The following is a 12,149-nucleotide window of genomic DNA, read 5'->3' on the forward strand; positions in this document are numbered from 1 at the left end:
AGACTCTCCCGGCGCTGGCAGATCGATCCTAGCCCCATCTCCCCTGCGATCCGCCATAAGGATATCGGGATGAGAGCGGGATCGGTGGCTCATAGCTGGCGGGGCAGGTAGATGTTGAGAATTTCCCCCCGGTGGGCGCGGTGGCGCACGGTGAGGTAGCCCCCCAAGGCGCGGAACAAGGTTTGGGTGACGGGAAGGCTGAGGCTCACTGCACCCGTATCCGGCTGCACGACCAACAACTGCCCAATGGCTTGGGGAGATTTGGGCTCTGAGTCGGCAGCGGCGTTGCTGGCCTCAGGTGTGTTGACCTGAAACTGGAGTTTGACCAGCTCGCCAGCGCTGACCAGCTGGGCGCGAATGTGGCTGCCGGCCGGTGTGCTGCGGGCAATGCGATCCACCATGCCGAACAGCACCGCTTCCAGCGCCTTGGGATCGCTGACCACATCCGGCAGCTCGTCGGGGATCTGCAGCTCCAGTTGGGATCCCCGTCGTTTCACCTGCTCCTGCCAGCGAGGTAGGTTTTGCCGCACCAAGTCCACCAACGCAATGGGCTCTAGCTGGAGCCGACGCCCTTCGCCGGGAGTGGCAGCGGGCATCACCGTTTCCGTGGCCTGGAAGAACAGCCCGAAGCGGTTGATCTGCTCGGTACATTCGCGATCGATTTTCTCTACGTATTCCCGTACCCGTGGCGGCAGGTCGCGCCGCTTCAGAATGAGACTGACCAAGGTGCGGATGGTGCTAAGGGGGGTCTGGATCTCGTGAATGAGAGCCCGCAACAGTTCTGCCTCCGAAAGGCTGCTCTGTTGACCAGAGGACTGGCTCTGGGGAGAGGAATCTGTGGGGGAAGGGGGAGAGGAAGCTGCCGAGAGCCGCCCCTTCTTGGTGTCTTCTGGCCGGGTTGGGGGCGCAGGGGAGTTCTCCACCTCAGCTCTGGCAGGGGGCAGGCAAGCGGGCGAGGAGCCCGATTCGGCCAAGTTCCCTAACAAAAGAAGGCTGCTGAAGCGGGCCAGCACCCGCACATGCGGCTGCATCAGTGGATAGTGGATGGCCAACTCTCGCCAAGCAGCAAGCTGATCCGGCCTGCCCTGTTGAACCCGCTGCTCCAGGCTTTGCCAAGCCCGATGCACCACCTCCGGCTCAAAAGACACCATCATGCCTCTTTGCCGCGTGTGGGGGTGATACCCTTGGGCGGCCACCGCCGAAAAAACAGGGGTGAGCACCAGCAAAAAAGGCTCCTCCACCAAGGGATCCCGCGGCAGGAGAGGGATCACCGTCTGGCCAGGGGTCAGGATCGACTCCGGCGACAGATCGGGGGTAAACAGCCAGGGGGCTTCGCGGGCCGGCTCTTGCAGCTTCAGGTTGGGTTCTGGGGCGTCGATGGGCAGCGGCAGCTGGGGCAGCGGATCCCGCACCACCCAGGGGGGCCACCAAGACACCGGCCCACCGATCACCACGCCAAACCGTCCCACCTCTTGCCATAGCTGGAGCAGGGCTGCCACCGTCTGCTGCCACGAGCGCTCTCCTGCTCCCGGCAACCATTCTGGCAAAGGCAGAGCAGCCCACAAGGCTTCCATCAAGGACAGAAATCGGCGGCTGTTCACAGATCCCTTTGTCCCACCCTTCCCCTGTAGGCTAGCGGTTGTGGTGCTCCCAGGACAGCGGAAAACCTCACCTGCTCCAGGGCGGATCCCCGCCTTGCTCACCCAATCCGTCCATCCGGCAGGGTTGCCCCGCGCAAATTGGCACCGCTGAGGTTAGCCGTGCTTAGATCGGCTCGGGTCAGGATCGCGTCGCCGAGATCGGCGTTTTCCAGGTTGGTGCGCCCCAAGTAGGCGTCCACCAGGTTGGCATGCCTCAAATCGGCCCCGGCCAGATTGGCCCGACTGAGATCCGTCCGCGCCAGCTTGGCCGAGCGCAGGCAACTGGCGGAAAAATCGGCCCCGGCCAGATCTGCCTCACTCAAGTTGGCTTCTGTCAGATTCACCTGGCGCAGTATCGCCCCCTTCAAGTTGGCCCGCATCATCTGCACTCCTTGCAGGTTTGCTCCTGTAAAGGCAGCCCCCCTCAGGTCGGTCTCGCTCAGGATGGCTCCCTGCAAACAGGCCTGCTGCAGATTGGCCCCTTGCAAGTTGGCCCTGAGCAGGCTGGCCTCTTTGAGATTGGCCCCGCTCAGGTCGGCCCGCGTCAAATCCGCTCCCGCCAGGTTGGCTCCGCTCAGGTCGGCGCGGCTGAGATTGGCGTTGCGCAACACCGCTCCCCGACGACTATCGAGTCGCAAGTTGGCCCCCCGCAGACAAGCCCCCCCCAAGTTGGCGCTGGTGAGGTTAGCCCAGCGCAGATCCGCATCCAGCAGATTGGCATCCAGCAGCAGGGCCAGGGTCAGGTTGGCCCCATGCAAATCTGCCCCCTGCAAAGTGGCGCCGTGCAACTGAGCATCTCTGAGATCCGCCTCGCTCAAGTCCGCCTGGCTGAGGTTGGCCCCACCGAGGTTAGCCCCAACAAGGTTGGCCTTCTGCAGCTTGGCCCGCCCCAAAAAAGCAAAAATCAAATTGGCACTGCGCAGGTTGGCTTGCGAGAGATCCACCCCGATTAAATCGGCCCGGCTTAGATCCAGGGCGGCTAGGTTTTCGCCCGCAAAGTTAGTGCGTCCTGCCCGGTAGAGGCGGAGCAGCTCCTTGGCATCCATAGGTAGAGAGGGGGAGCTCAGATGAAGCAGTGAGGGGGGATCTAACTGGTGGCCATTCTAGAAGAAAATCACGACGTTTCCCTACCGCTCTGCGCCGCCCTCACCCCAGCCCCTCTCCCAGCCCTCACCCCCAGCCCCTCTCCCAAAGGGAGAGGGGAGTTAGAGCGGCGCGTTGGCGACAGCGTATGGAATTCGAAGGCGATGGCTATGAGTGCTAGACGGGATCCCCAAACAGGGGGTTGGCTCTCAAACCAGTCCGAACAGACGGCGCTCTGCCTCTTCCATACGTTCCAACAGAGCAGCAAATTTCGTAGAGATCTCCTCCACTTCCTGCAAAAAGGCGCGCAACGCCTGGTACTTGAGAACCAAGGCTTCTTCCAGGCTACAGGTTGGGAACTGCTCATCCAACGCCTGGCCCAACTCGCTCAGGGCCTGTTCGATAGCCGCTTTAACCGAGCTGACGCTGCGCCGCACCAGACGCATCACCTCCTGCTCTAGCTGCGGCTTTTGCCGAGTTAGCTCGCTGCTGGCCAACACCTGTCTCAGGGAAGCATAGGGATCCACCAGCTCGCCAGGCACTTCCGGCAGAGCGTGTTCTCCACCGCCGCCGCGAAGGGGCTGCACCAGGCGCCACTCCGATTGCTCCAGCTTTTTCAAAATCCCCCTGAACATTGCGGCGGATCCCTCGACATCCCTCAAGAAGCCGCGCAACACCTGGTGTTTGAGCGTCAGATATTGGGCGGGATCCTCATCCTGTAGTCCTTCGTCCAGAGCATTGCCCAACTCGCTCAGGGTGTTCTCGATGGCCACCATCAGGGATCCGGCGCTGCGATGGAGCAGTTGGCGGCAGGACTCTGGGATCGCCTGTCGGAGGTCAGAAGAGGGGTTGGGCGATGTTGCCAGAGCTGTAAAAGCCGGAGACCCTATAGAGGGATCCTCCCCATCCTCGACCCAAGTCATGGGGGCGCCAACAGCATCTTCTGTATCGAGCCAATCGAGAGCGACAGAGGCGGGCTCGGCAGCTAACCCTCCACCAGCGGCGGTTTCTGGGGGCACAGAAACGTAAAGAGGCTTCAGCATCTGCAGCACGGCATTGGCGGCTTGGCCATCCTGATCAGGCTCCTGCGACTGTTGCACCGCCTCCTTCAGCCGAGTTTCCAGCTCTTGGGGGGAATTGCAGGCCCTATAAAGGGCTGTGAGCAGCTCATCCAGGCTGTAGCGCCGTAGGGCCGCCAACCCCTGCAGAGTGGGCTCTACTTTGTGGTACAAAGCCGTGAACAGAACCAGCTTGACCCGCAAAGGGCTGGCTTGCCGCATCACCCCTGCCCGCAACTCGAAGGGATCGTAGTCTTGCTTTTGCAGTTGCAAGCCCCCGTACTTCAAAGACAAGACAGGCGAGGGCTGAGCCCAAACCGATGGATCTGCTTGCGGCTGTTGATACAAAGGCTCCAGCTTGCTCAGCAGCATCTTGGCGATGCGGGCATACTCGGCTTTTTTGTTGATGCGGCTGATGGCATCTCGAAAGCGCTGGCCCAGAGCATCAAGGGTTGCGTGCTCACGGCAGAGCTGCTCCAGGAGTGCCTTCAGGTCTATTTGGCTCAACTTGCCGACATCGCCTTCCCAGGTGCTGGTGCAGGCAAAGTAAACCAGCTTTTTGACTCGGTCTGCGTACCCGCCCCGCTGCACTTCTTGCACGACAAGGCCCAGGGGATCCGAGACTACCATAGGGAGCTGCCAAGCAGGAGTATGCCGAATCTAAGCTTACGAGGGTCTTTGCGGTTTTTGAACAGGGCTGGGTATCTTGCTGGGCAGAATAGCATATCCTTCCCAGGCAGAACCCACCTGTGTTTGCCCAGGGATCCCCCCTGGAGTTTAGCGGCCTATTTTTTGCAGGGCTTTTTCCACCCGCACCACATGGCGGTTCAATCCCAGGTTTTCCGCCGGGATCCCCAGGGCCAGGCCCACCAATTGCGGCACATGCAGGATCGGGATCCCCAGCTTGCGCCCGATCACCTGCTCCACCTCCGGCTGGCGCGAGTCCAAATTGAGGTGACACAGGGGACAAGGAGTCACCAAACAATCGGCTCCCGCCTCGATTGCTTCGAGGAGGTGCCGGCCTGCCATCGAGAAAGACTGCTGCGGGGCATAGCTGGAAAGGGGCCAACCGCAACACTGGGTGCGCCCGCGATACCAAACAGGGGTGGCCCCCAAATGCTCGAAGAGATCTTCCAGCAAACGGGGATCCCGCGCCACGTCAAAGCGGGAGATATCGTAGGCCCGCAACAGATAACACCCGTAGAAGGCGGCGCAGCGCAGCCCCCACAGAGGCCGTTTCACCTGTCGGGCCAATCGCTCCAGGCCGTAGTCATGAACCAGCACCCACAGCAAATGGCGCACATCGCCGGTGCCTTCGTAGCAGCTCTCACAGCTTCCTTGCTGGCACAGGGTTTGCACCCGGTGAAAGTACTCAGGATCCGCGGTTTTCGCAGCTTTCAACTTTTCATTCACGCGGCCCAACACCCCCTGGCAAGTGCTGCAGTGGGTGAGCATCGGCAACCCCAATGCCTCTGCCAAAGCCAGGTTGCGGGCATTCACCGTATCTTCCAGCAGCTCCGATTCTTCCTTGAAGGTGCCGGAACCACAGCAGGAAGCTGCCTCCAGCTCCACCAGTTCGATGCCCAAATGCCGCGCGATCCGGTTGGTAGAGTCGTACAGCTCGCGACAAGCCCCCTGGGCCACACAGCCGGGGTAGTAGGCGTAGCGCCAGGATGAAGGGAGGGCCGCAGTCATGAGAAGAAGCGAAAGAGCACTGGGTTTGCGATTGAGATGGGGGCTCTGGTGAACAGAGGCTAGCGCCTATTCCCCTTCAGGGGGCGCTGCTGTCTTGGCATCCCAAGCAGCCTCTGCCCCGTAAGAGTCGATATCAATGGCCTGGGAGCCCCCCATAGCCAACAGGGCCAGTAGGGATCCCAACTGCCACCACACCAAGCCTGCCGTACTCAGCACCAGGATTCCACCCACCCAACTGGCCAGAGTCAGAGACAGGCCAAAGACGTTCAAACACGCCACCACAAAACCAAGGGTAAACAAACAGCAGAGACCGTAGGTGAGGATCACCCCAGGAGTCCGGTAGCGAATTGTTGCCTGGCTATCTCGGTTGAGCTGCCAAAGGGCTACCTGGTATTCCAGCTTATCTTTGAAAATGATGCCGAAGATAAGAGCAAAAAAGCTAAGCAGGGCAATGGCGGAGTAAATGGGGGGATTAACAAAAGAACTGGAGAAGTTGCCGCCAGCGTAAAGGGGTTCCATGGGCCTCACCTCGGTTCGGGATCCAGGCTTTTAGCTTAACATTTCTTAGTACTAAAGATATCTAGGCTGCAACGAAGATTTGCCAAGGCGGTTCGGATGGCACTAGAGTAGCGTCAAGTCTTGCCAGCCCGTCGTCTTTTGCAAGTGTCTTGGGTGAGGTCATCATGCCGCTTATCCCACAGGGGTTGCGCCCCCATTGTCATCTCCTCCGGGCAGGGATCCCGTTGGTTGGTGCTTTGGCTTTGGGGGCCTGCTGGAGCAACCGCATAGGTGCCGAGTTGCCCACATCGGCTCAGAATCCTTTTCCCCCCATCCCCACCCCACCACCGCCCCTGCCTTCCCCCAGTGGGACTCCGGGCCTTCCCCCCTGGTGGCCCCGCGCACAATCGCCGGGGTGGAAAGATTCTCCCTATGCGGGGGTCTTGTCTGGCTTTTTGCAGGGATTGGCGGCCCAAGGGGGAGCGCTCTCACAACAGGGGATCCTGCTGTGGACGCCGCAGGGGGAGCTGTTGGCGGAGCACCTGCTGGATCGGCCTTTGCCGGTGGGGGCCTTGGATCAGTTGGCCATCAGCTTGATGGCTCTGGAGACTTGGGGCTACGAGCATCGCTTTGAAACCCGGTTCTACACCACAGGCCATCGGTCAGGCCACCGCCTGACGGGAGATTTGATCCTCGTGGGCAGCGGGGATCCCTATTTCACAGAGGCAAATGTGGCCGAGCTGGCCCGTCACTTACACAGCCTTGGGATTCGCCAGATCGACGGGGATGTGAAGGTGGTGCCCCCCTTCCGTTTGCTGGGCCAGCCCGATCCTGTGGCCGGCGCCCGGCGTCTGGCAGAGCTTCTCAGCGGTACCCAACAGCCCCATCCGGTTGCCATTGGCGGCTCTGTGTCGCTCCTGAGGGATTGGCCTGCAGATGCCCATTGCCTGGCCGTCTACACCTCGCTGCGCCTGGGATCCCTGCTGCAACTCCTCAACGGCAGCAACGACCGGGCCATGGCAGAAGCCCTGTTGGCGGAGCTGGGGGGCAAAACGGCCCTGCTGGAGTACCTGCGGCAGCGATTGGTGGCTCAGCCCATTGCCCGCCTGGATCCCCAAATGGCCCCTGCTGAGCAAGACATCCGCCTTGGAGAAGGAGGGCAAGCACTGTACCTCTCCCCTCGCGCCCTAGCTCATCTCTGGGAACACCTGCTGGATCTCACAGATGGGGATCCGACTCGGATCCTGCCCAGAGCAGGCATCGGCCACAGCACCCTGAGGGCGCGCACCTTGCCCCCAGGTACGACTGCCCAGGTGGGATCCGCTGCGGAGCGGCTGATGCTGATGGGGCAGTTGCCCAATGGCCACAACTTCATCTTGCTCAACCACAGTCCCGATCTGGGCGTTTTGCGCCGGCAACAGGATCAGTTCCTGCAGCAGGTGCTGGCCGTTGGGGAGCCTCTCCGCTGAACTGTGCCCCGCCCTCACCCCCAGCCCCTCTCCCAGAGGGAGAGGGGACAGCATTCAGGACTGAAAAAGGCGGGAATAGAGCTGCTGGTGGGCTTGGCAATCGCGCTCGTTGAGGGGGGCGAAGCTGCTCAGGGCAGGCCAATTGAGAGCAGGATCCCGCCGGACAACCGGCAGGATCTCCTGCTGCACCACGGTCTCAATCGGCTCATACAATTGGGCCAGCAGACTTTGCCCCTCGCTATGCCCCAAAGGCACCAAGCGCACCGCCGCCGAGACCCACCCGGTGAGGGAGGCAAACAAAAAGGCCCGTAGGGTATCTTCCAGCCCAATGCCTGCCTGAGCACAGATCCAGCCGAAGGCCAAGGGATGATGCCACGGCTCCCCCACTGCTTGGGGGACGGAGATTCCCCAGGTGCGTTCTGCCAGTTGAGTCAAACGCTTCCCCAGATCCAAGCTGGCTTGCCGCGGCTCCGCCGCCCAACGGGTGGCTTGCAATTGCCGCTGCAGCTTCTCTACTCCCGACGGGGATCCCGCTTGCGCCAAACGGTGGGCCAGGGCACAGGCTCTGCCCTCAATGGGGGCCAAGCTCATGTGCAAAACCCCCAGCAGATACTGCTGCACCCCGACCCGATCCCGAAGTTGACCCGCCTGAACCGCCGTTTCCAAACCCCACGAGTGGCAATAAGCACCAATCGGCAGGGCAGAATCGGTAAGCTGCAGCAAAAGATAGAAAGCGTTGCTCGATCCCCGCGAAGCAAGTTGGGAGAAAGGTTCGCCGCGCATCTTCACGAAGCTTTAGCGGGGGCGGATCAGGCCGTAGCCGCCGTGGTTGCGGACGTAGATGACGTTGATCTCGCCGTTTTCGATATTGCGGAAAACATAGAAGTCGTGATCCACCAGCTCCAACTGGTGCAGCGCTTCTTGAACTGACATGGGAGGCATGGCGAAGTATTTGGTGCGCACCACCTCAGCCGGCAACTCCGGCTGCCGTTCGGTATTAAGCGGATCGGTAACAGGCTGCTGGGACACCGCCCAAGAGGTTTTGGGGGCGTGGCGGGTGCGGTGCACGCCATTGCGTTCTTTGTATTTGCGCAGCTTGCGGGCCAGCTTGTCGGCCACACGATCGATGCTGGCATAGAGATTTTCGCTGCTTTCTTCCGCCCGGATAACGGTGCCATTGGCGTAGACGGTCACTTCGGCAGATTGGCTGGCACTGATACGGGGGTTGCGGGCTACCGATAGATTGACATCAACCTCACTGGTGATCTGGGCAAAATGGCTGACAGCACGCTCAATTTTTTCTTGAACGTAGCTGCGGATGGCGTCGGTAATCTCGACGTTCTTCCCTTGGATCACAAGCTTAGTCATGGAGACTCTCCCAGTTGTATCGGTTTACGCCTAAAGTTAGCGCCTTACCCTCGCAAAGGATCCCTAGAAAACAGCCCCCACCTCAGGCATGATCGCGGCCCGGCAACTTGCGAAAAGGGGCCATGCAAGCGGCACTAACCTCTTGGGTTAAGTCTAAGTTAACACCTCCCCTCGGGTTCCCGACCAGGAGTTAAGAATAAATTTAGGCTGTCTTAACTCTTGATGGCTCGCACACCAGTGCGATTGCTCGGGCAAAGAGGGATCCCTAGAATTCAGAACCCTAAGTTAAGTTAGGTGGAGAAGGTATGAAGCAAAGGGCTGGAGAGAGCAATCTTGCCGGCGAAACTTGAAATACTTTCTTTTGCTAACACTTGAATTCGACTCTGCGGATCGGAGAGGTGAAGGATAGATGGGTAAAACTCTCCCAACAACGCTCGCTATTGTCAATACCTAAAAGAGGGAGCCGAGTTGTTCAAGGAAACTCCCATGCAGTCGAGAAAAGCAGCGGCTGCTGAACCGGCACCTTCCCCCAGTCCGAATATCCCTCTATTCTTCCCGTCAATATCCCTCTATTGGGTCATTATACAACCTGGTGTGGGCCGCAGCGGCAGGGGACGCTTTGTCTGGCCGGGGCAGAAACTGACAGAGAAGATGAAGAAGTGCTAACTGAAATTAAGGTTTTTATCAAGATAGAGTTTCTGTGAAGCCATCGTTCCCAGAAGTAGCAGGTCTGAGAAGCTGTTTTTGGCCTCTGGGTTGGTGGCCGGTTCTGCTAGGGTTAAGGCCGGTTTGTGGGCAAGAAGTGGGGTGAACTCGGTGGGCAAAGGGATCCCGTTGCAGGCGGCGGCGCTGTTGGACAGAGCAGAAGCGGCTCTGCAGGAGCGCTTTCAGGCGATGGACCAGGTTCTCAGGGAGAACCTGGCGCGGGTGTTGCGGGCCTTCCACGACCAGCAGGTGGGATCCCACCACTTTGCCGGCGTATCGGGCTACGGCCACGACGACCGGGGGCGAGAGGTGTTGGATCGGGTGTTTGCCCAGATCATGGGCTGTGAGGCGGCGCTGGTGCGGCTGCAGATGGTCTCCGGCACCCATGCCATTGCCTGTGCTTTGTTCGGGGTGCTGCGCCCGGGGGATGAGCTGTTGGCCATCACCGGCCCCCCCTACGACACTCTGGAGGAGGTGATCGGCCTGCGGGGATCGGGGCGGGGATCCCTGCGGGAGTTCGGCGTTACCTATCGCCAGTTGGATCTGCGGAAGGGCGATGTCGATTGGCAGGCTCTGAAAACCGCTCTCAGACCGCAAACCCGCCTGGTGCACATCCAGCGCTCCTGTGGCTACAGTTGGCGGCCCAGCTTCTCCATTGCCCAGATTGCCGAGATGATCCAGATCGTCAAAGCACAAAACCCGGAGGTGGTGGTCTTGGTGGACAATTGCTATGGCGAGTTTGTGGAAACCCAAGAGCCAACCCATGTGGGCGCCGATCTGATCGCCGGATCCCTGATCAAAAATCCAGGCGGCACCCTCGTCCCAGCGGGGGGCTATGTGGCGGGGCGGGCCGAGCTGGTGGAGCAGGCTGCCTGCCGGCTGACGGCGCCGGGGATCGGCTCGGAAGGCGGGGCCACCTTCGATCTCAACCGGCTCCTGTTTCAAGGGTTGTTTTTGGCCCCGCAGATGGTGGCCGAAGCGGTCAAGATTGCCCACCTGGCCGCCCAGGTGTTTCACGATCTGGGCTACCCGGTCTCGCCTCTGCCACAAGCGCCCCGCACCGACATCATTCAGGCCATTCAACTGGGATCCCCGCAGAAGTTGCAGGCTTTTTGCCGCGCCATTCAAAGCAGCTCGCCGGTGGATTCCTACCTCACCCCGATCCCAGAAGTGATGCCCGGCTATGCCGATCCGGTGGTGATGGCGGCAGGCACTTTTGTTGCGGGCAGCAGTGCTGAGCTCTCTGCCGACGGGCCGATGCGGGATCCCTACACCGTCTATTTGCAGGGGGGAACCCATCTTGGCCACGGGCGGCTGGCCCTGGAAGCCGTCTTACAAGCTTGGGATTCCCTGTGAAGTTACCCACCCGCCCCGGCAAACCAATGGATAAAATTGAGGCGTGGTTTTGGCTCATAGGGGCGGGGAGTCTTGTCGATGTTGAGCTTGTGTCGTTCTTTCGCACTTCCCCGCCGCTGGGGATCCTGTTTGGCCCTGAGTCTGGTGGCGCTGGGGCTGTCCAGCAGTTGTCGGTGGTTGGATCTGCTGCAAGAGAGGAGCGCGCAGGTGGGATCCTCCCTTGCTTCTTCTCCCCTGTGGAGAGATGGCCGAACCCTGGCGGGAACCCTCAGCCCTGAAGATCTGAGCAACCCTCAGGATGGCAGCTTTTGGGATGAGATTTCGATTACATCTCAGCCGGGGCAGATCCTGATTGCGGCCCTGGAGAGCGAAGATTTCGATGCTTACCTGGAGCTGGTGGATGGCCAAGGACGGGTGATCGGCTTTGACGATGACTCCGGCCCAGATATAAATGCCTTGTTGGCGGTGCGTCTGCCAGAGGGCGGCACCTACACCCTGCGAGCCACCAGCTTTGAGCCAGAATCCACCGGCAACTACCGGCTGACCTATGTCCTCACCCAGATCGATTGGCAGCAAACTCCATCAGGCCGTCTGCAGGAGGGATCCCTGCAGCACCCCGAGGATGGCAGTTGGATGGACGAATATCCCATTGCCGCTCGCGCCGGCCAGATCCTGATCGCCTCCCTAACCAGCGCCGACTTCGATGCTTTTTTGCAACTGTTGGATCCCAGCGGAGAAGTCGTGGCTTGGGATGACGACCAAGGCGGCGGAACCGATGCTCTGATGATTGCCTTTCTGCCCCGCACCGGCACCTATACCCTGCGGGCCAACACCTATGGGCCAGGAGAAAAAGGGGCTTATGAGCTGCAGTACACCTTACGCTAGCACCCAGGCTCGTCAAGGTTCTTCCTCTTCTGGTGAAGGAGAGCGGGCAGTTTTTACCTTAAGGCCGATAGGGTGATGACCAGATTTTGACGGGAATCGTTATTTTTTCTATAGTTATGCTAAGTAGCGGTGAAAACCTTGCGAATTTTGCGCTCCCCTCTCCCGCTCCAAAGGGGAGGCTACTCATCTATGGCGGTGCAGGGCGCTGCGGAGATGTTTTAGACCGGCTTGAAATGGCTATGGCTAAGGTTAGCAACCTCTGGTTTTCTTCAAGCTTTCTGAACAAGGATGGTCGGCACTTACTGAGGTTTATGGGAAAGCATGACATCTTATCCTAAGTTGTGACGGAGCTGAAATATTGCTCTCACAGGTGAGGTCTTTTTTCTAGAATC

At 60.0% G+C, this 12,149-nt stretch carries 10 protein-coding genes; 3 read left to right on the top strand and 7 right to left on the bottom strand.

The window, feature by feature from the left end; translation table 11 throughout:
* Positions 1 to 89: 89 nt before the first annotated feature.
* The 5 genes from NW862_RS01485 to NW862_RS01505 all read right to left on the bottom strand — a co-directional run bounded on the left by NW862_RS01485 (position 90) and on the right by NW862_RS01505 (position 5,995).
* Entirely contained in the window at positions 90 to 1,601 is a 1,512-nt protein-coding gene (locus NW862_RS01485; protein ID WP_414336157.1) for a sensor histidine kinase, read from the bottom strand.
* Positions 1,602 to 1,699: 98 nt separating this feature from the next.
* Positions 1,700 to 2,686: a pentapeptide repeat-containing protein gene (locus NW862_RS01490; protein ID WP_414349331.1), complete on the bottom strand. Its 987-nt coding sequence runs from the start codon at positions 2,684 to 2,686 to the stop codon at positions 1,700 to 1,702.
* A 246-nt stretch (positions 2,687 to 2,932) separates the two neighbouring features.
* Positions 2,933 to 4,411: a hypothetical protein gene (locus NW862_RS01495; RefSeq protein WP_414335484.1), complete on the bottom strand. Its 1,479-nt coding sequence runs from the start codon at positions 4,409 to 4,411 to the stop codon at positions 2,933 to 2,935.
* Between the two features lie 147 nt (positions 4,412 to 4,558).
* Positions 4,559 to 5,476, bottom strand: a complete 918-nt coding sequence (locus tag NW862_RS01500; protein WP_414347329.1) for a CoB--CoM heterodisulfide reductase iron-sulfur subunit B family protein — start codon at positions 5,474 to 5,476, stop codon at positions 4,559 to 4,561.
* A gap of 66 nt (positions 5,477 to 5,542) precedes the next feature.
* Positions 5,543 to 5,995 (bottom strand): hypothetical protein, encoded by a 453-nt coding sequence (locus NW862_RS01505; protein WP_414335488.1) that lies wholly within the window; start codon positions 5,993 to 5,995, stop codon positions 5,543 to 5,545.
* 164 nt (positions 5,996 to 6,159) lie between these two features.
* On the opposite strand from NW862_RS01505, the gene NW862_RS01510 reads away from it, so the two are divergent.
* Positions 6,160 to 7,443, top strand: coding sequence for a D-alanyl-D-alanine carboxypeptidase (locus NW862_RS01510; protein WP_414338007.1), 1,284 nt, complete (start codon positions 6,160 to 6,162; stop codon positions 7,441 to 7,443).
* A gap of 54 nt (positions 7,444 to 7,497) precedes the next feature.
* On the opposite strand, the gene NW862_RS01515 is transcribed toward NW862_RS01510, so the two are convergent.
* Positions 7,498 to 8,226, bottom strand: a complete 729-nt coding sequence (locus NW862_RS01515; RefSeq protein ID WP_414347335.1) for an urease accessory protein UreF — start codon at positions 8,224 to 8,226, stop codon at positions 7,498 to 7,500.
* Between the two features lie 12 nt (positions 8,227 to 8,238).
* Positions 8,239 to 8,811 carry a ribosome hibernation-promoting factor, HPF/YfiA family gene (gene hpf / locus NW862_RS01520; protein WP_414335493.1) on the bottom strand — a complete coding sequence of 191 codons (573 nt, stop codon included), beginning with the start codon at positions 8,809 to 8,811 and terminating at the stop codon, positions 8,239 to 8,241.
* Positions 8,812 to 9,645: 834 nt separating this feature from the next.
* Here hpf and NW862_RS01525 point away from each other — a divergent pair.
* Positions 9,646 to 10,872: an aminotransferase class I/II-fold pyridoxal phosphate-dependent enzyme gene (locus tag NW862_RS01525; RefSeq protein WP_414335499.1), complete on the top strand. Its 1,227-nt coding sequence runs from the start codon at positions 9,646 to 9,648 to the stop codon at positions 10,870 to 10,872.
* Positions 10,873 to 11,001: 129 nt separating this feature from the next.
* Positions 11,002 to 11,757, top strand: a complete 756-nt coding sequence (locus NW862_RS01530; RefSeq protein WP_414403063.1) for a PPC domain-containing protein — start codon at positions 11,002 to 11,004, stop codon at positions 11,755 to 11,757.
* The last annotated feature ends 392 nt before the right edge of the window (positions 11,758 to 12,149 follow it).

Source organism: Synechococcus sp. H55.8, assembly GCF_047462375.1.
In the GTDB taxonomy this organism is placed as follows: Bacteria; Cyanobacteriota; Cyanobacteriia; order Thermostichales; family Thermostichaceae; genus Thermostichus.

What these genes read in the sequence shown, in the direction of transcription:
- NW862_RS01510 (WP_414338007.1), top strand. Translation starts at nt 6,160, where the DNA reads ATGCCGCTTATCCCACAGGGGTTGCGCCCCCATTGTCATCTCCTCCGG.
- NW862_RS01495 (WP_414335484.1), bottom strand. Translation starts at nt 4,411, where the DNA reads ATGGTAGTCTCGGATCCCCTGGGCCTTGTCGTGCAAGAAGTGCAGCGG.
- NW862_RS01515 (WP_414347335.1), bottom strand. Translation starts at nt 8,226, where the DNA reads ATGCGCGGCGAACCTTTCTCCCAACTTGCTTCGCGGGGATCGAGCAAC.
- NW862_RS01505 (WP_414335488.1), bottom strand. Translation starts at nt 5,995, where the DNA reads ATGGAACCCCTTTACGCTGGCGGCAACTTCTCCAGTTCTTTTGTTAAT.
- NW862_RS01500 (WP_414347329.1), bottom strand. Translation starts at nt 5,476, where the DNA reads ATGACTGCGGCCCTCCCTTCATCCTGGCGCTACGCCTACTACCCCGGC.
- NW862_RS01490 (WP_414349331.1), bottom strand. Translation starts at nt 2,686, where the DNA reads ATGGATGCCAAGGAGCTGCTCCGCCTCTACCGGGCAGGACGCACTAAC.
- hpf (WP_414335493.1), bottom strand. Translation starts at nt 8,811, where the DNA reads ATGACTAAGCTTGTGATCCAAGGGAAGAACGTCGAGATTACCGACGCC.